This is a genomic window from Oribacterium sp. FC2011 (genome assembly GCF_000701645.1).
In the GTDB taxonomy this organism is placed as follows: Bacteria; Bacillota; Clostridia; order Lachnospirales; family Lachnospiraceae; genus Oribacterium.
The window spans coordinates 160,951-179,620 of the sequence record NZ_JNJM01000005.1 but is presented as its reverse complement, the minus strand read 5'-3'; the positions used below and the strand labels follow the sequence as shown (position 1 = coordinate 179,620).

General features: G+C 42.3%; 16 protein-coding genes. 15 read left to right on the top strand and 1 reads right to left on the bottom strand.

The features are described 5' to 3' along the window. Positions 1 to 101 precede the first annotated feature (101 nt). From ulaG to fsa, 15 genes are all read left to right on the top strand, one after another. Entirely contained in the window at positions 102 to 1,205 is a 1,104-nt protein-coding gene (ulaG, locus tag T357_RS0105850) for an L-ascorbate 6-phosphate lactonase (protein ID WP_031549704.1), read from the top strand. Positions 1,206 to 1,221: 16 nt separating this feature from the next. Beyond that, positions 1,222 to 1,698 (top strand): PTS sugar transporter subunit IIA, encoded by a 477-nt coding sequence (locus tag T357_RS0105845; RefSeq protein WP_031549702.1) that lies wholly within the window; start codon positions 1,222 to 1,224, stop codon positions 1,696 to 1,698. Between the two features lie 41 nt (positions 1,699 to 1,739). After that, a complete protein-coding gene (locus T357_RS0105840) occupies positions 1,740 to 3,251 on the top strand; it encodes a PTS ascorbate transporter subunit IIC (RefSeq protein ID WP_031549700.1) in 1,512 nt (503 codons plus the stop codon). 74 nt (positions 3,252 to 3,325) lie between these two features. Then, the gene (locus T357_RS0105835) at positions 3,326 to 3,637 is read left to right on the top strand and encodes a PTS sugar transporter subunit IIB (protein ID WP_031549697.1); all 312 of its coding nucleotides are present in this window, start codon (positions 3,326 to 3,328) and stop codon (positions 3,635 to 3,637) included. A gap of 94 nt (positions 3,638 to 3,731) precedes the next feature. Continuing rightward, a complete protein-coding gene (locus T357_RS0105830) occupies positions 3,732 to 4,562 on the top strand; it encodes an HAD family hydrolase (RefSeq protein ID WP_031549695.1) in 831 nt (276 codons plus the stop codon). Between the two features lie 108 nt (positions 4,563 to 4,670). Continuing rightward, positions 4,671 to 5,444 carry a DeoR/GlpR family DNA-binding transcription regulator gene (locus T357_RS0105825; RefSeq protein WP_031549693.1) on the top strand — a complete coding sequence of 258 codons (774 nt, stop codon included), beginning with the start codon at positions 4,671 to 4,673 and terminating at the stop codon, positions 5,442 to 5,444. Between the two features lie 14 nt (positions 5,445 to 5,458). Further along, on the top strand, positions 5,459 to 6,274 hold the full coding sequence (locus T357_RS0105820) for a DUF3592 domain-containing protein (RefSeq protein WP_031549691.1): 816 nt from the start codon (positions 5,459 to 5,461) through the stop codon (positions 6,272 to 6,274). A 104-nt stretch (positions 6,275 to 6,378) separates the two neighbouring features. Beyond that, complete coding sequence (locus tag T357_RS0105815; protein WP_031549689.1) at positions 6,379 to 7,074, top strand: L-ribulose-5-phosphate 4-epimerase; 696 nt, start codon at positions 6,379 to 6,381, stop codon at positions 7,072 to 7,074. Between the two features lie 160 nt (positions 7,075 to 7,234). Continuing rightward, complete coding sequence (rpe, locus tag T357_RS0105810; RefSeq protein ID WP_031549688.1) at positions 7,235 to 7,891, top strand: ribulose-phosphate 3-epimerase; 657 nt, start codon at positions 7,235 to 7,237, stop codon at positions 7,889 to 7,891. Positions 7,892 to 8,069: 178 nt separating this feature from the next. After that, positions 8,070 to 10,652 (top strand): heavy metal translocating P-type ATPase, encoded by a 2,583-nt coding sequence (locus tag T357_RS0105805; RefSeq protein ID WP_031549686.1) that lies wholly within the window; start codon positions 8,070 to 8,072, stop codon positions 10,650 to 10,652. A gap of 10 nt (positions 10,653 to 10,662) precedes the next feature. After that, a complete protein-coding gene (locus T357_RS0105800; protein WP_031549684.1) occupies positions 10,663 to 10,968 on the top strand; it encodes a metal-sensing transcriptional repressor in 306 nt (101 codons plus the stop codon). A gap of 176 nt (positions 10,969 to 11,144) precedes the next feature. Beyond that, positions 11,145 to 13,157 (top strand): ATP-dependent zinc metalloprotease FtsH, encoded by a 2,013-nt coding sequence (gene ftsH, locus T357_RS0105795; RefSeq protein ID WP_044916289.1) that lies wholly within the window; start codon positions 11,145 to 11,147, stop codon positions 13,155 to 13,157. Positions 13,158 to 13,406: 249 nt separating this feature from the next. Continuing rightward, a complete protein-coding gene (locus T357_RS0105790; RefSeq protein ID WP_031549680.1) occupies positions 13,407 to 15,371 on the top strand; it encodes a fructose-bisphosphatase class III in 1,965 nt (654 codons plus the stop codon). 253 nt (positions 15,372 to 15,624) lie between these two features. Next, positions 15,625 to 16,311: a FadR/GntR family transcriptional regulator gene (locus tag T357_RS0105785; RefSeq protein ID WP_031549678.1), complete on the top strand. Its 687-nt coding sequence runs from the start codon at positions 15,625 to 15,627 to the stop codon at positions 16,309 to 16,311. 130 nt (positions 16,312 to 16,441) lie between these two features. Beyond that, complete coding sequence (fsa, locus tag T357_RS0105780) at positions 16,442 to 17,098, top strand: fructose-6-phosphate aldolase (protein ID WP_031549676.1); 657 nt, start codon at positions 16,442 to 16,444, stop codon at positions 17,096 to 17,098. A gap of 50 nt (positions 17,099 to 17,148) precedes the next feature. Here the strand turns inward: fsa and T357_RS19060 are convergent, their stop codons facing one another. Then, positions 17,149 to 18,309 carry a pectinesterase family protein gene (locus tag T357_RS19060; RefSeq protein WP_049962301.1) on the bottom strand — a complete coding sequence of 387 codons (1,161 nt, stop codon included), beginning with the start codon at positions 18,307 to 18,309 and terminating at the stop codon, positions 17,149 to 17,151. Positions 18,310 to 18,670 lie beyond the last annotated feature (361 nt).

Genomic DNA, 18,670 nt, shown 5'->3' with positions numbered 1-18,670 from the left:
GCAAACAATTAGTTATTGCGTAATTCACATTATTCTGTTAATGTTTTCATAAAGGCGCATTGAGTTATTTTAATGAATCTATAAAAAGGAGGAAATCTTTGATGAGCAAGATTTCAGAAATGACACGAGAGAGCTGGATCAATAGCACATTCCCTGAGTGGGGAACATGGTTGGTCGAGGATATCGAGAATGAGGTTGTTCCCGAAGGTCAGGTTGCTATGTGGTGGCTTGGTTGTACCGGAATCTGGTTCAAGACTCCGGGCGGCGCAAATCTTACTATTGATTTGTGGTGCGGCAACGGAAAGAGAACCCATGGAAACGGCAAGATGGCCGTTGGTCACCAGATGGCAAATATGTGCGGCGGACGTAAGATGCAGCCTAATTTGAGAAATGTTCCGTTCGTGATCGATCCGTTCGCTTTCAAGCAGGTTGATGCAGTTCTTGCAACACATTATCATCAGGATCATATGTCAGCTGAGTGGGCAGCACATGTTATCAATTCAGGAATGACAACAACAGATGAGAACGGAAAAGAGATTCCTGTTCCTTTCATCGGACCACAGAAGTCAGTTGATACCTGGGTTAAGTGGGGAGTACCTGTTGAGAGATGTAAGGTTGTTAAGCCGGGTGATGTGATCAAGATCAAGGATATCGAGATCGTATGTCTCGACAGCTTTGACAGAACCTGTATCGTAACAACAGATTCAACCGGAGAGGACAGAGAAGAGCTTACAGGAAAGTGCCCTACAGATATGGATGAGAAGGCAGTTAACTATCTTGTTAAGACTCCGGGTGGAAACATTTATCATTCAGGTGATTCACACTTCTCAATCTACTTTGCTAAGCATGGTAAGGATCATGACATTGATGTAGCATTCGGCTCATTCGGAGAGAATCCTATCGGTATGCAGGATAAGATGACATCTGTTGATGTACTGAGAATGGCTGAGAACCTTCAGTGCAAGGTTGTTATTCCTATCCACTGGGATGTATGGACAAACTTCCAGGCTGACTGCGAAGAGATCAAGGTTCTTTACGATTTCAAGAAGGATCGTAATGAGTACAAGTTCCATCCGTTCTTCTGGCAGGTAGGCGGAAAGTATGTATATCCTCAGGATAAGGATAAGATCTACTACCACCACCGCAGAGGATTCGAGGATTGCTTCGAGCATCCACAGAATATTCCATTCAGATCATGTCTGTAAATGAAAGGGGAAACATATGGGAGTTTTAGAAAAAATTGTTGAAACCGGCAACTACAGTTTCATCGATGGAGAGGGCGTCACATGGCAGGAAGCTGTCAGACTGTCAACACTTCCAATGATTAAGTCAGGCACTGTATCTGAGGATTATTACAAGCAGATCGTTGCATGCATCGAGAAGTATGGACCATATGTAGTATTTGAGCATAACATCGCTATGCCTCATACTCAGGAAAATGCAACCGGTGCATTAAAGACCGGCATAGGTTTTATGGCATCAAAGAAGCTTATCGATTTCGGCGTAGATGAGGACGGAGAGAAGAAGGAAGCCAATGTTTTCTTCACACTTTCTTCCACAAATCCTGATGAGCATCTGGACAATATTTCACAGCTCACAGAGATTTTCTTAAACGAGCCGCTTATCGATGCACTTGCCAAAGCAACATCTCCTGAGGATATTCTTGAAGCAGCTAAGAAGTATCCTTGCGAAGAATAAAAGTTAAATATTGTTTATTTATTAAATGGAGGAAAAAATAAATGTCTATTCTTGTGGAAATTTGGAAATTTTTCACGACCTATATCTTAAGACAGGCTCCTTACATGGTAGGCTTTCTTACACTTATTGGTTATTGCCTTATGGGCAAAAAGTGGTATGAGACACTCGGAGGTACAATCAAAGCAATCGTTGGTTTCCAGATCCTTAATGTAGGTTCCGGCGGACTGACAAGTAACTTCAGACCTATCCTTGCAGGTTTGAAAGAGCGTTTCAATCTTAACGCAGCAGTTATCGATCCTTACTACGGACAGAATGCCGTAGATGCAGGTGTTAAAGAAGTATTCCAAAAGGAGTTTTCACAGGTTCTTACACTTCTTTTGGTTGCGTTTATCGTAAACATCTTGCTTGTACGATTCAACAAGATCACAAAGTGCCGTTCACTTTTTACAACAGGTCACGTTCAGGTACAGCAGGCTGCTACTGCATTCTGGCTTATTCTCTTCGCACTTCCTGAGGCACTTAGAGATAATGATGTGGCAATCCTTGTTATTATGTCTATCATCCTTGGCTCCTACTGGGCAGTTGGTTCAAACCTTACAGTTAAGCCTATGCAGGAACTTACAGATGGTGCAGGCTTTGCAATCGCTCATCAGCAGATGTTCGGTATCCGTCTTGCTTATATCCTTGCTGACAAGCTTTTCGGAACAGATGGCGGAAAGAAGAAGAGAGAAGTTAAGAAAGTTGGCGAGATGGAGATGCCTGGTTTCTTCTCAATCTTCAATGAGAACATGGTATGTACTGCAATCCTCATGACTGTATTCTTTGGAATCATCATGATAGTCATCGGTAAGGATTTCTTCGTTGGAAAAGAAACAATCAAGCCTGATTATAACTTTGGTTTCTATATCGTTGATACATCACTCAAGTTCGCAGTTAACCTTGCTATACTTCAGCTCGGTGTTCGTACATTCGTAACAGAGCTTACAGCTTCTTTCCAGGGTATCGCTGATAAGCTTCTTCCTGCATCAGTTCCTGGTGTTGACTGTGCAGTTTGCTATGGATTTGGTGATTCAAACGCTGTTACATTTGGTTTCCTTGCAGGTCTTACAGGTCAGATCATTGCTATCGTACTTCTTATCGTATTCCATAGCCCGACCATTATCATCTGCGGATTCGTTCCTGTATTCTTTGATAATGCCACAATCGGACTTGTTGCCAACGAAAAGGGCGGACTTAAGGCTTGTCTTGTAATACCATTCCTTTCAGGTCTTATCCAGGTATTTGGCGCAGCTCTCATCTCAGGATGGGTAGGAATGGCAGCATACGGCGGATATCTTGGAATGTTCGACTGGGATACTGTATGGCCTTTATTCACAGTTATCATTAAATTTATCCCTTATGCAGGTATCGCTATCGTTGCTATTATCCTCTTTGCTCTTCCTCAGCTTGAGTATCTTCAGGATCCTGAAGGATACTTCCTTATCACAGAGGATTACGAGGCATACAAGGAGCATATAGCTAAGAAGAACGCTACAGGTAAAAATTACAAATAATTAAAAAGATACAAAGGAGTGACATATGCTTTAAAGGGGTGTGTCACTCCCATATTCTCAAAGGAGGCTATTAAATGGCTAAGAAATTAGATAATAAGAAAATTCTTGCATGTTGTGCAAACGGAGCAGGTTCATCACTTATGATGGAGAATGCTATAAAGAAAGTTCTTACACGTAATGGAATCAAGGTTGCTGAACTTCGTCATGCACCTATTTCCGAGGGAAAGTCAGCAGCCAGAAACTATGACATTGTATTCTGCGCGAAGACCTTTGTGAACACTTTCGCAGGCATCGAAGAAAACGGAACTGTTCTTATTCCTCTTAAGAATGTAATGTCAGATAAGGAAATCGAGGCAGCACTTCAAGAGAGAGAACTGCTTGACTGATTCTTACATTAAGATAACAAAGTCTTTGATAACAGCGAAATTCAAAATATACGAGTTTCGCTGTTATTCCATATAAAGATAAAAGAGAACGGCTATGGACAAAAAAGTATTGTTTCTTGACATTGACGGAACTCTTGTGGATGATCAAAAAAGAATAAGCGAGGATAACAAAAATGCCATAGATCTGATGAGCTCCAAAGGGCATAAGGTTATCATCAATACCGGTCGTCCTCTCTTTGGAGTGACCGGGATCATCAGGGAGCTGTCCCTTGAAAGAGAGGGATGTTACGTTCTTGCTTTTAACGGAGGTCTCCTTTATGAGCCTCTTACTAAAAAGATTCTGTATAAATCTACTTTATCTCCAGAACTTATCCAAATGGTATCTTCCGAAGCTGTAAAAGAGAAGGTGCATATCCATATGTTTGACGAATGGGATGTACTTTGTGAGTCCCATTGGGAAGATGATGATCTCAGATACTATATAGGCCGTCTTCCGGGTTTAAAATATAAGCTCATACCCGATGATGATCTAAGTGATGTTTATTCATATAAGATAAGTGGTGTGGATCAATCCTCAAAAGAGAGACTTGAAGAGTTTGGTGCCAGACTAAAGTGTATATCCGATGGCCGGATCGATGCATTCCTTTCTCACAGTACGCTGCTTGAGATCGTGATATCCGGACAGAATAAGGGAACAGGAATTGACAAGGTTATGGAGGTTCTTGGAATAGATAAGAGACATTCCATAGCAGTCGGAGATGAAGAAAATGATATTCCCATGCTGGAACAGGCAGGGATAGGTGTAGCTACAAAAAATGCAACACAAAAACTAAAAGATGTGGCCGATATGGTAACAGAAAATGACAACAACAATTCTGCAGTTGCGGAAGTGATATACAAGCTCATACTTAAGGACGGTAATTAATCAGTATTTCCGTATATACTAAGTGTGTTTTCCGAGTCGATGCATCAGTACCATTTGTGTTAAACGACTCTACCCTATTTACTAAAAAAATGCTCTTGGAGATTACTAATGAAGAATACGCGAAAAAGTGTTGAGGAGCGACAACTGAATATCCTGAAAGCTGTTAACCAGCGGGGTGAGATAAAGGTAGAGGATCTGGTTGAGCTATACGGTATATCTGCCATGACAGTCAGAAGAGACCTCCAGTATCTGGAGGACAGGCAGATGCTTTTCAGGACACATGGAGGTGCCATGTCTCTTGAAAGAAGCAGATATACAAAATTGATTACTCCTGAGATAGCAGTTTATCGTAATAAGATATCTCAATATGCTTCAAGTCTTCTTGAAGATGGAGACACTATCTTTATCAATGCCAGTAAAACGGCTTTGGGAATACTTAAATTTGTAAATGACAAACATATCACTGCAATAACAAATAACGGATGGATATTTGAAGAACAGTATCCTGAGAATGTTTCCATACACATTACCGGCGGACAGGTCAGAGGCAAGGCTATGGTGGGAGATTACGTTATGAGAAATCTTCTGGACATGTCTGTGGACAAAACCTTTGTGGGCTGTGCCGCTGTATATGATAATGGTGAGTTCAGGTATGACATACCTACCGAGATAGGTATCAATGAAGCCATGATAAGCCGGACTAAGCAGTCTTTCTATATTCTTGCAGATCATACCAAACTTATGCACGGTTCAGAAAGAAGCAGCCTGTATGGAAGCTTCATATATGAGCAGCCGGTAACATTGATAACGGATGACATGTCAGATCCAGAGATCCTTGAAAGGCTTAGGGGATTAGGAATGGAAGTAATTGTAGTTAAGTGATGGTTGGAGGCGTAATGCAGGATTTCACACAGTATTTTTTATATATTCCGGGAATTGTGATTTTTCTTCTGGGTTCAGGTCAGGTGAGAAACTGGCTCACAAGTCACAGGCATGGATCTGTAGCAGGGCTTGTGGTGCGCTGTGAGCACGTTGTCAAGAAGGACAAGAAAGACCGGGAAGTCTTCAATTACTTCAATACTACGATTGAATATGTAAATCCCAAAACAGGAAATAAAGAAATACACGCAATAAAGACTCCGACGGAATATGCTGTGGGACAGCAGGTGCGCCTGACGAAAACATCGGATTTAGGAAATTTCGTAATCAATGATGCGGATGAGAGTTCTGTATTTCATCCTGTCGCCGTAATGCTTGGAGGAGCACTTACTATACTTATAGCTCTATGGACAAACCAGGGTAATGAAATATATGCCATGGGAAGTCTTGGCTTGTTATTTATGGGAGCCGGTGTCTGCCTTATTTACAATTATGTAAGTATTTCCCGTATGGGACTTAAATCCCTTGAAGCTGAAATAATTGATACTTATAAAAGACAGATATCCAAGTCAACTAAGATCTTAAGAGGAGATAAAATTATTTATTATCCTGTGGTGAAATATGAAATGAACAGAAATGAAAACATTATGTGTCTGCATGTGAATTCAGAGTATGAGAAAACATTTCCCATAGGAGATAAGATCACACTGTTCTATGATGAAAAAAGTCATCAGATCAGGGAAAATAATGCAAAACCAATACAACTTATTGTTGGAATATTGCTTTTTGCACTGGGTGTAGCAGTAGCGCTTTCAATAACGGCTGCATTATAATATAAGATGGAATCTGAAAGTATTCTTTTCAGATGCTAAAAACTGTGTGCTACCGCGATGATAATCGTGGTCAGGAATATTATTAATAATTAGGAGGTTTTTTAATGTTAGAGGAACTTAAGAAAAAGGTTTACGAGGCAAATATTCTTCTTCCAAAGTACAAGCTTGTTACATTTACCTGGGGTAATGTAAGTGAGATCGACCGTGAGTCAGGACTTTTTGTTATCAAGCCAAGTGGAGTAGAATATGATGACATGACTCCTGATGACATGGTAGTTGTTGACCTTGAGGGCAATAAGGTTGAAGGAAAGCTTAACCCTTCATCTGATACCGCTACACATGTAGAGATTTATAAGGCATTCAAGGATATCGGAGGCATCGTTCATACTCATTCACCTTATGCTACAGCCTGGGCACAGGCAGGACGCAGCATTCCATGCTATGGAACAACACACTGCGACTATATCTATGAAGAGATTCCTTGCGTAAGATGTCTTACAAAAGAAGAGATAGATACAGCTTACGAAGTTAACACAGGAAAACTTATCGTATCTGAATTCCGGCGCATGGAAAAGGATCCTGTAGCTGTTCCTGTAGTACTTTGCAACTACCACGGTGTATTCAGCTGGGGTAAGGATGCTCACGAGGCAGTTCATAATTCAGCTGTTGCAGAGGAAGTTGCTAAGATGGCATTCTGGACTGAACTCATCAATAAGGATGTAAAGCCGGCACCTCAGGAGCTTATGGATAAGCATTATTTCCGTAAGCATGGTGCTAACGCATACTACGGCCAGGGCTGATCTTTTTATACGTATGCCGGAGCCGGCGGGCATTCAAATGAATGCCCGCCGGCTCCGGCTGTTTTATATCAGAATTAACTAATACTATTCTTATTGCTGTTTAAAGATGTATAATTCAAATAAGAGTTATTAAAATAATATGATCGAGGAGTATTTAGAAATGAGAATTTTGAGTCCTTCTATCCTGTCTGCGGATTTCAAAAATCTGGGACAGCAGATTGTTGATGTAAAGGAAGCAGGAGCAGAATACCTTCATGTAGATGTTATGGACGGTGTATTTGTAAAGTCCATATCACTTGGAATGCCGGTTATAAAAAGTGCCAGAAGCGCATGCGATATCTTTTTTGATGTACACCTTATGATTGTGGATCCTATAAGATATATTGAAGAAATAGCCGCTTCCGGAGCTGACGGCATAACCTTCCATCTGGAAGCTGCCGAGGATCCCATGGCTGTTATTGACAAGATTCACAGCCTCGGAAAGCACGCAGGAATTTCCATCAAACCCGGTACAGATGTATCTACACTGAAACCATATCTCGATAAAGTTGAAATGATCCTTCTCATGACGGTAGAACCCGGTTTCGGCGGCCAGAAGCTTATTCCCGAAAGCTTTGACAGAATAAAAGCCGTAAGAAAGATGCTTGAAGACACCGGCTCTTCCGCCGACCTCGAAGTCGACGGCGGCATAAAAAAAGAAAACGTACAGGACATCGTCAAAGCCGGCGCCAACGTCATCGTTGCCGGCTCCGCCATTTACGCTGGTGACGCAGCCGCGAACGTCAAAGATTTTTTATCTCTGATAAATAATGCGTAAATAAGTACTTTTAGCCAATACGTGAAGAAAATGCAGGGGCCGTCGCACATCCCCTGCATTTTCTGTCCCATTTTAAAAAAACAGGTATTGACTAACATACCCCCGGGTGGTATATTTAGCTCACACCTCAAGATAGGGGGTGGGGGTATATAGATTTCAGATCATCACGGAGGACGAGATGGAACAATATATAGTAACCGGCATGAGCTGTGCCGCATGCCAGGCAAGAGTAGAGAAAGCCGCGAAAAAAGTCCCGGGTGTAAAAGAAGCAAACGTCTCACTGCTGACCAACACACTAATGGTCGACGGCACTGCAGAAGCCTGTGAAATCATAAAAGCCGTTGAAGAAGCCGGCTACGGAGCTTCGGTTAAAGGCGCACAGAAGACAGAGGAAAATACCTACGAAGACAGCCTCAAGGCCCAGGAAGAAGCATTAAAAGACCATGAAACACCGGTATTGAAAAATCGCCTACTCAGATCTGCGGTACTGCTCCTGACACTTATGTACCTCTCCATGGGACACAACATGGCAGGATTCCCGGTTCCCGCCTTTCTTGAAAATCCTGCGGCCAATGCATTGACCCAGATGCTCATCGCAATAGTTGTGATGTATATAAATCGGAAGTTTTTCATAGACGGCTTCAGGACGCTTTTTGACGGCTCCCCCAATATGGATGCGCTTATCGCTTTGGGATCCTCAGCCTCCTTTGCTTATTCACTTGTGTCGCTTTATATCATGATAAACGCCATGGGCAGAGGCGAAATGGAAACAGTTCATCATCTGGCTCACAACCTGTACTTTGAAACAGCTGCTATGATACCTACGCTTATAACCGTAGGGAAACTCCTGGAGGCAATGTCCAAGGGACATACAACAGACGCGCTTAAAAGTCTTATGAAGCTGTCACCAAAAACTGCGGTTCTTTACAGGGACGGGAAAGATATTGAAGTTCCTATTGCCGAGGTTAAAACCGGAGACCTGTTTGTTGTAAGACCCGGAGAGAATATCCCCGTGGACGGAATCATAGAAGAAGGAGAAACTTCAGTAAATGAGTCAGCCCTTACGGGAGAATCCATACCGGTTGATAAAACTTTAGGGGATATGGTTTCTGCCGGAACCATAAATCAGTCAGGTTATGTAAAGGCAAGGGCTACGAGAGTTGGAAAGGATACAACATTATCCCAGATCATAAATATGGTATCGGATGCTGCTGCAACAAAGGCTCCTATTGCAAGAATTGCGGATCAGGTAGCGTCAGTGTTTGTGCCTTTCGTAATTATCGTTTCAGTGCTTACATTATTTATCTGGCTTTTCATGGGAAAGGGAGTCGAGTTCTCCATTCCGAGAGCAGTTGCTGTGCTGGTTATTTCATGCCCTTGTGCATTGGGACTTGCAACACCTGTGGCCATCATGGTTGGTAACGGTATGGGAGCAAAAAACGGTATCCTTTATAAAACCGCCGCTTCCCAGGAACAGTCCGGACGCATCGAAATAGTTGCTCTTGATAAAACCGGAACCATCACAAAGGGTGAGCCTGTGGTAACAGATATAATACCGGAGGAAGGCGTAAAAAAGGAAGAACTTCTGAGTCTTGCGGCTTCCCTGGAACAGAAATCAGAACACCCTCTGGCAAAGGCAGTTATGAGCTATGCTAATGTTAATCATATCCATATTCCGGAGGTTAGCGATTTCCGGGCATTACCTGGAAACGGCATAACGGCAAAGCTTGACGGTCACGAAATATTCGGAGGCTCCGGCAAGTTCATGATGGATAAATTCGGAGCTTCTGATACAATTGAAAGAAAGTCCGATGAGCTTTCGGAAAAGGGAAAGACACCGCTTTTCTTTTCTCAGGACAGTAAGCTTCTGGGCATGATCGCTGTTTCTGATACCATCAAAGAGGATTCCGAAAAAGCCATAAAAGAGCTTAAAGGCATGGGCATCGAGGTTTACATGATCACCGGTGACAATGAAAAAACCGCCCATGCAATCGCAGAGCAGGCAGGAGTTGATCACGTTATAGCCGGAGTTCTTCCGGACGGTAAGGAAGCGGTTATCCGTGAACTTCAGAAAAAAGGCAAGGTTGCCATGGTGGGTGACGGAATCAATGATGCGCCGGCATTAACAAGAGCGGACCTTGGTGTAGCCATAGGGGCGGGAGCTGATGTAGCCATTGATGCTGCCGATGTGGTGATCATGAAGTCAAAGCTTACGGATGTGGCTGCCTCCATAAGACTTGGCAGGGCAACCATAAGGAATATCCATCAGAACCTGTTCTGGGCATTTTTTTACAATGTTATCTGCATACCTCTTGCGGCAGGATTTTACTCTGCGCTTTTCGGCTGGAATTTTGAAATGAATCCTATGGTGGGAGCTGCCGCCATGAGCATTTCCAGCTTTACGGTATGTATGAATGCTTTGAGACTTAACCTTTTCGATGTATTTGATGCATCAAAGGATAAGATGATAAAAAGAAAAACTACAGCTTCTGCGGAAAAGGAAGTTGAGTTGGATACAAATGAAGAATCAATAAAGGAGAATGAAATCATGACAGAAACAGTTAATATCAAGGGAATGATGTGCGGACATTGTGAGGCAACAGTTAAGAAGGCTCTGGAGGCTCTTGACGGAGTTACTTCTGCAGTAGTTTCACATGACAGCGGAACAGCGGTTATCGAGCTTTCAAAGGAAGTTGACGAGGCAGTCATAAAGAAGGCTGTTGAGGATCACGACTTTGAGTTCGTTTCTATCGTGAAGTAAGGTGGATGACATGCCTGCTTGTTGTGACGGAGAGAATGTAAGACATAAGAACAGAACACCTGAGCAGATCAAGGCGCTGACTACTAGACTTAATCGTATAGAAGGCCAGATCTGCGGCATAAAAAAGATGATCGAGGACAACAGGTATTGTCCGGATATTCTTATCCAGGTGAGTTCAGTCCAGGCTTCTCTCAATTCCTTTAACAAAGAACTCTTAAGTTCACATATCAAGTCCTGCGTTGTTGAAGACATTAAAGAAGGAAAAGAAGAAGCAGTTGATGAGCTGTGTGAACTTTTGAAGAAAACGATGAAATAATCAAACCAGAAAACTTCCGGAGATTTGAATCTTCGGAAGTTTTTTAACTGTTCACAACGAATACACATTTGATATATATAATCAACAATCATTAAATTGAAAAGTATTTTCAATTCAACGAAGAGTAGCAGAAAGGACATTGTATGATAAATATCTTTAATGTTTTCAGAGGCAGGATGGGTAAGTCACAGCTCAATCTTGCTAATGAAAACTATTCCGGGAACAAAAACCCAAATGACAACGGATTTGACAATTTCAATGATTTTTTCAATCAGTTCAATAAAAATAACCAAAACCAGAACGGTGGGAACAGCTATAAGCCTCGAAACAGAAAGCCGCTTGTGTTCTATTATTTTGTCGCCCTGGTGATCATTCTTTTGCTGAACACCTTCGTGTTCCCGTCAATTATGACGCGATCGGTGAAGGATACGACCTATACGGAGTTTAAAAATGCTGTTGAGAACAAGGCTATTACAGACGTTAAATTCACTGATGACACTATATATTATGTAGTCGATTACAACGGTAAGAATCTTACCTGCCGCACGGGTAGAATCAAGAACGAGTACACAGAGGCATATGTGCTGGATGCTCTATTCTCCCAGAATGTCAATTTCAACGAAGAGATACCTGTTGAGACAAGCCCAATAATCAGCTTCCTTTTAAGCTGGATTTTCCCCATCCTGATCTTCTGGGCCCTCGGAAACTGGCTTTCCAGAAAAATGGCCTCAAGCATGGGTTCCATGGGAGGCGGCGGAATGTTCGGAGGCTTTGGAAAGTCCAATGCCAGAGAATATGAAGCCAATGGTGACAACAAGGTAACCTTCAGGGATGTTGCAGGTGAGGATGAGGCCAAGGAGCTTCTTAATGAGATGGTTGACTATCTTAAGGAGCCTGACAAGTATACTGAGATAGGTGCACATATTCCAAAGGGTGCGCTTCTTGTGGGTCCTCCGGGAACAGGTAAGACACTTCTTGCAAAGGCTGTGGCAGGAGAAGCAAATGTTCCTTTCTTCTCCATTTCGGGTTCTGAATTTGTAGAGATGTTCGTAGGTATGGGTGCCGCCAAGGTCAGAGATCTTTTTGACCAGGCAAAGAAAAAAGCGCCTTGTATCATTTTTATCGATGAGATCGATGCCATAGGTAAAAAGAGAGGCGGCGGAGCCATAGGCGGTAATGATGAGCGTGAGCAGACCCTGAACCAGCTCCTTACTGAGATGGACGGTTTCGATTCTTCAAAGGCCATCATTATTCTTGCAGCAACAAACCAGCCGGATTCTCTCGATCCCGCACTTCTGAGACCGGGTCGTTTTGACAGACGTGTTCCTGTCGAGCTTCCTGATTTCCAGGGAAGAGTGGATATCCTGAAGGTTCATGCAAGGGATATCAAGATGGCGGAAAATGTTAATCTCGAAGCCATTGCAAAAGCCGCAGCGGGTGCCAGCGGTGCGGAACTTGCCAACATTATCAATGAATCTGCATTAAGGGCTGTAAGAGCAGGACGCGAGAGAGTTATCCAGTCAGACCTCGAAGAGTCCATAGAAGTGGTTATAGCCGGTTACCAGAAGAAAAATAAGGTAATGACGGATAAGGAAAAGCTTATCGTTTCATATCATGAGGTGGGACATGCTCTTGTAGCGGCTCTTCAGAAGAACAGCGCGCCTGTGCAGAAGATCACCATTATCCCGAGAACATCAGGTGCTCTGGGCTACACCATGCAGGTTGAGGAAGAGGGAAATCACTACCTTTACTCAAAGGAAGAGCTTGAGAACAAGATCGCAACACTTACAGGCGGAAGATGTGCTGAGGAGCTGATCTTCCATACCTGCACTACCGGTGCAAGCAATGATATCGAGCAGGCTACAAAGTATGCCCGTGCAATGATCACACGCTATGGTATGTCTGACGAGATCGGTATGGTTGCCATGGAGCAGCTTCAGAATCAGTATCTCGGCGGTGACGCGTCGCTTACCTGTTCACCGGAAACCCAGACCAGGATTGATAAGATGACTGTTGATCTTGTGAAGGAGCAGCATGACAAGGCTATGCAGCTTCTTAAGGACAATATGAATAAGCTTCATGAGATTACAAAGTTCCTTTACGAGAAGGAGACTATCACAGGAGCCGAGTTCATGGAGATACTTAACCGCAAGGAGGTTGATCCTTCGGTTGTGGCTCCTTCAAATTAATTTAAAAAACATACGGGCGGATGGATGCTGCAAAAGGTGTCCATCCGCTTTTGCTTTTGTTAAATATATATCAAAAATATCGCGTTTATTTTTAAATACATAGTGATTTTGTATAGTAAATTTTTTACTTCGTCTATATAATTAATTCATGTTTGTTGAGGATAACCCGATAAGGTAGTCCTTCAGTCGTTTCAAATTTTCAGGAAGTAACTAGAAGACATAGGGTGAAGACCCGGTATTTAGGGAGTAATTATGCGTGATCTTGATTATTTAAAACTTTTAGCGAAACAGTTTCCCACTGCGACTGCAGCAGGTGCGGAGATCATTAATCTCCGTGCTATATGTGCTTTGCCTAAGGGCACAGAGTATTTCTTTTCTGACCTTCATGGTGAGAGTGAGGCATTTATCTACCTTATGCGTTCCGCATCCGGTATCGTAAGAGATAAGATTGATGAGACCTTCGGAAATCTTCTTCCTGAGGAGGAGCAGCTTGAGCTTGCAAATCTTATTTACTATCCGAGAGACATTCTTTCAAGCCCTAAACATAAAGAAAAGGAGACTCCCGAGTGGAATCGCATAACCATAAACAGGCTTATAAATATTTGCCGCGTGGTTTCATCAAAGTTCACCCGTTCCAAGGTTCGTAAGAAGATGCCCCAGAGCTATGCTTATGCCATCGATGAGCTTCTGCATATCGACAATCATGATGAGGATAAAAAGGATTACCTCCGCGAGATCATGAATGCCATCATCGACACCGGCATGGGGGATGATTTCATTATCGCCCTTTGTGAGCTTATACAGAATCTCGTTATCGATAATCTTCATATAATCGGAGATGTTTTCGACAGAGGTCCTCACGCCGACCGTATCATGGAGGAGCTCATGAGCTTCCACGATGTGGATATCCAGTGGGGCAATCATGATGCTGACTGGATGGGAGCTGTCTGCGGAAACCCTGCATGTATTGCCAATGTTCTCCGCATCGCCACTTCCTACAATTCCTTTGACGTGCTTGAGGATGGCTACGGAATAAATCTGAGACCTCTTTCCATGTATGCGGAGGAAGTTTACGGGGATGATCCATGCGAATGCTTCCAGCCACATCTTCTGGATTCCAATGTTTCCGACTCGGTTTCACCGGCTCTCGCGGCAAAGATGTGTAAGGCCATATCCATTATCATGCTCAAGGAGGAAGGTCTTCTTATAAAGAGACATCCGGAATACCATCTGGAGCACAGACTTCTTCTGGAGAAGGTGGATTATGCAAAGGGAACCGTGAACATTGACGGAAAGGTTTATCCGCTTAAGGACAAGAATTTCCCTACCATCGATCCTAAGAATCCTTATAAGCTCACAGAGAGAGAAGAGACTTTGATGAAGACTCTTATCTACAGCTTTACTCATTCTCAGCTTCTTCAGAAACACATCCGTTTCTTCTTTACAAACGGATCAATGTATAAGGTTGTAAATAACAACATCCTTTACCATGGCTGTATACCTATGGAAAAGGACGGCAGCTTCACAAAGATAAAGACACCTGACGGAACCTTCTCTGGAAAGGCGCTTCTTGATTACTTTAATGACAAGGCTATCGATGCTTATTTTCTTAACGGAGAAAACGATCCTCAGGGTAAACTCTATGCTACAGACTTTTTCTGGTACATGTGGTGCGGCCCCAATTCTCCTCTTTTCGGAAAAGACAAGATAACAACATTTGAGCATTGCTTCATTGAAGATCCTGCGACTCATAAAGAAAGATTTAATGTCTACTATGACTTTGCAAAAGAAGAGAAGTATGTAGACAAGATCTTCGAGGAATTTGGTGTTGACGCTTCTGTCGGACACATAGTTAACGGTCATGTTCCGGTTAAGACAAAGCTTGGAGAGTCACCTATCAAGGCAAATGGTAAGCTGTTTATTATTGATGGAGGTATCTCAAAGGCATATCATTCCAGAACCGGTATCGCAGGCTACACACTTATTTTTAATTCCCGTCATCTGGCCCTGGCTAAGCATAAGGGCTTCCAGAAAGGCGCCGAGAATACACCTGAAATCCAGATTGTGGAGCAGATGAAGACAAGAGTAAGAGTAGGCGCAACCGACAACGGCAGAGAGCTTAAGAGGCAGATTTCCGATCTTGAAGAGCTTCTTGCAGCTTACAGAAACGGTGACATACTTGAGCAGGGAGAAGTCATCCCAAGGAGACATTGATATTAATTAATATCGGATTTTCAAAAAGGTTCAACCCAGGCACGGACTTGCCGGAGTTGAACCTTTTTTGTTAGAAGCCCCCATTACAGATTTCCTGACAAAGAAATTGTTATACAAGATGATTTAATGGAAAAGGATGTGTTACAATATAAACCAAAGTTTGAGGCTGCATCAACGAAAAACAGGGTGGTGTAAAGAATACTTTTCACAATTATTTGTGCCGTCAGACAAATTCGACGGAATGGAGATTTATATGAAAAAATTATCGGCAACACAAAAAACGATAAATGAACTAAAAAAGTATTTATTGTCTGATGAGGCAAAAATAGGAGACAAGCTGGCTACGGAAAAGGAAGTCTGTGAAAAGCTGTCTGTCGGCAGAGGTACAGTAAGAGAGGCTTTCAGAAATCTGGAAGCGGAAGGCTACATTTCCATAAATCCCGGTAAGGGTGCGTTTATAGTAAAAAAATCCCAGAATAATGAGGATGCCCTTGCAAGCTGGTTCACCAGGAACAGAGGCCGTATTCAGGATTATGTGGAGTTCAGAAATATCCTTGAGCCTGCGGCGGCAAGGATGGCGGCAGAAAGGGCTTCTGACAAGGACCTGAAGGCTCTCGAAAAGATTCATAATGATTTTATCGAATATGCGGCTGTGATGGATGACGAAAAGCTGGCACTTCTTGATGAAGAATTCCATACCAGGATAATGAAGATGACCGGAAATGAGGTCATGGAAATGATCAATCAGAGTGTAAGTAAAAGGATAATGAATTTCCGTTTCCAAACCTTTAAAATTAAACACAATGTTGAGAATGGAATTAAGGCACACGAGAAAATCCTGAGAGCTCTGATGGACAGGGATGCTGATGTGGCCGAGGTTTATATGAAGCGACATATCGAACTTATCGATGAGGATATGGAACGCATAATTGTGATGTAACATAGAGTCATAAGTATTGACTTTCATCGCCTAAGTCATACAATAATTAGGTAGGAATAAACTAAGTATTTGAAATGATGTTTCAAGAATAAATGTACTTGGTTTTGGCTAATATACCAGGAGGAAAAACATGAAATTTTTTATTGATACCGCAAATGTAGATGAGATTCGTCAGGCTAATGACATGGGCATCATCGCCGGTGTAACAACAAATCCTTCTCTTATCGCAAAAGAGGGACGTGATTACATGGCTACATTAAAGGAGATCACAGAGATCGTTGATGGTCCTATTTCAGGCGAGGTTAAGGCAAGCACAACTACAGCTGAGGGGATGATCGCAGAGGGCAGAGAGATTGCCAAGATGCACAAGAACATGGTTGTTAAGATTCCTATGACTCCGGAAGGTCTTAAGGCTGTCAAGGTTCTTTCAAGTGAAGGCATCCACACAAATGTAACTCTTATCTTCACAGCTACACAGGCACTTCTTGCTGCAAGAGCAGGTGCTACTTATGTTTCTCCTTTCCTTGGACGTCTTGATGATATTTCTACAGACGGAATCACTCTTATCCAGGATATCGAGGATATCTTCCAGATGTATCCTGATATTGAGACAGAGGTTATCTGCGCATCTGTTCGTCATCCTATGCATATCATTGATTGTGCTAAGACAGGTGCTGATATTGCTACAGTTCCTTTCAAGGTTCTTATGCAGATGGTTAAGCATCCTCTTACAGACATCGGTATCGATAAGTTCGTAAAGGATTACGAGGCTGTTTTCGGAAAATAATTATCACAATAACAGATAGGGCATCCGTTTAAAAACGGATGCCCTCTTTTTTACAATACTTTTTGTTTTCTGTATTTCTGAATTTCATTGAAGTTAAGTTCTTTTACGAATGAAGCTCTCAAATCGGAGGCACCGGGGCCGTAATTCTGGTATTCCAGGAAGCTGACGGTGGATTCCGCATCAGGTTTATTCCAGTTGTGGAAACCGTCAGGGTGTATATGGCTTCCGAGATAGGAATTTCTGATCAGGACTTTCGCGTAATTTCTCCATGGTCTTCCCAGGTAGCAGCTGCCAACGGGGCAATCAGACTCGAAACGGCAGTTATCGAATATATATCCGTAGTCCTGACCTTCAGGGGTTGAAGCGGCAGTGGCATAGCTTTTGGCTTCCCGGGACTCATCATTATCTATCAGCGACTTTAATTCAATGTATTTTTCTTTGCTGAGACATTTCCCTGCTTCCTCCATAAGTCTGTCATTTGGTATAACTCCCGGGATTTTTACGGCGTTATTTTTCAGATACTTACCTATAAGATAAGGGGTTCTGTCCTTCTGGAATATGTAGCAGTTATCAAAATAAGCAGTGGCGGAACCGAATATGAAGTCGATATCTCCTTCGATATATGAGTTTGTATAATACTGCCTTCCGTTGATCCTTGGCGCAAATTGCTTTGGACCTATAAATCCGTTTTTTTCAATTTCTTTAGGTGGGAGAGGACCAGTGAAAAGAGTGTCCTGCCACCCCAGAAGTCGGATATTGCTGCAGTTGATGCCTTCTCCTTCTGCATAAAGTGCAATCGCCTGACCTATGTCGGAACCGGCCCCTGCGGAATTCTCAACAGTAAGATTTTTTAAACTGACATTTTTTGCATCTATAAACATGGTATAAGAACGAAAGGTACCCAGTTTCTCTGCGTCCCCGGAAGGCATCATTCCGTACAAACCATAGGTAATGATGGTTTTGTCTGACGGAATATATCGATTTGACGGGAAATCATCTTCGGGGTCAGTGATATTTGTTTTGAAATCTTCCTTAATGTATTCTCTGAAATCTGTATTGCTTCCTATCAAAGTAAGACCGGGAGTTTTTATTTCGATTCTTTCTTTATAAATACCTTCTTTGATTATGATTGTTTCACCGGAACCGGCATGATTTACAGCGTCCTGAATGGAAGTGTAGTCTCCGTCTCCTGATTTGGAAACTGTGATCATAGGATAGACCTCCTTTATTAATTCAATATCGATTATTGATACCTGTATCATAGTATAAGACGATTACCTGTACATAATTCTTGCAAAATCGGATACTTTTATCATATCGGATACTAAAAGTGATATAAACTCTGTTTGAAGTCTTGAAAATAAAATGTGCAAATATGCATTTGACTATTAATTAACAAAGTCTGTAATTAATGACGATGTAAAACGCTTACAAAAAAGCATATTATATTAAAAACGACGAAAGTAAAAAACAAAACGAACGCATAAATTAATGAGTGGAAAACACATTTATTATCAAAAAGGACATTATAATATATAAAAACAACTGCTAAAATGGACATAAATAGTGATT

Bases quoted from the DNA above. Each gene is read 5' to 3' on its own strand.
- ulaG (WP_031549704.1), top strand. From the start codon at position 102: ATGAGCAAGATTTCAGAAATGACACGAGAGAGCTGGATCAATAGCACA.
- T357_RS0105845 (WP_031549702.1), top strand. From the start codon at position 1,222: ATGGGAGTTTTAGAAAAAATTGTTGAAACCGGCAACTACAGTTTCATC.
- T357_RS0105840 (WP_031549700.1), top strand. From the start codon at position 1,740: ATGTCTATTCTTGTGGAAATTTGGAAATTTTTCACGACCTATATCTTA.
- T357_RS0105835 (WP_031549697.1), top strand. From the start codon at position 3,326: ATGGCTAAGAAATTAGATAATAAGAAAATTCTTGCATGTTGTGCAAAC.
- T357_RS0105830 (WP_031549695.1), top strand. From the start codon at position 3,732: ATGGACAAAAAAGTATTGTTTCTTGACATTGACGGAACTCTTGTGGAT.
- T357_RS0105825 (WP_031549693.1), top strand. From the start codon at position 4,671: ATGAAGAATACGCGAAAAAGTGTTGAGGAGCGACAACTGAATATCCTG.
- T357_RS0105820 (WP_031549691.1), top strand. From the start codon at position 5,459: ATGCAGGATTTCACACAGTATTTTTTATATATTCCGGGAATTGTGATT.
- T357_RS0105815 (WP_031549689.1), top strand. From the start codon at position 6,379: ATGTTAGAGGAACTTAAGAAAAAGGTTTACGAGGCAAATATTCTTCTT.
- rpe (WP_031549688.1), top strand. From the start codon at position 7,235: ATGAGAATTTTGAGTCCTTCTATCCTGTCTGCGGATTTCAAAAATCTG.
- T357_RS0105805 (WP_031549686.1), top strand. From the start codon at position 8,070: ATGGAACAATATATAGTAACCGGCATGAGCTGTGCCGCATGCCAGGCA.
- T357_RS0105800 (WP_031549684.1), top strand. From the start codon at position 10,663: ATGCCTGCTTGTTGTGACGGAGAGAATGTAAGACATAAGAACAGAACA.
- ftsH (WP_044916289.1), top strand. From the start codon at position 11,145: ATGGGTAAGTCACAGCTCAATCTTGCTAATGAAAACTATTCCGGGAAC.
- T357_RS0105785 (WP_031549678.1), top strand. From the start codon at position 15,625: ATGAAAAAATTATCGGCAACACAAAAAACGATAAATGAACTAAAAAAG.
- fsa (WP_031549676.1), top strand. From the start codon at position 16,442: ATGAAATTTTTTATTGATACCGCAAATGTAGATGAGATTCGTCAGGCT.
- T357_RS19060 (WP_049962301.1), bottom strand. From the start codon at position 18,309: ATGATCACAGTTTCCAAATCAGGAGACGGAGACTACACTTCCATTCAG.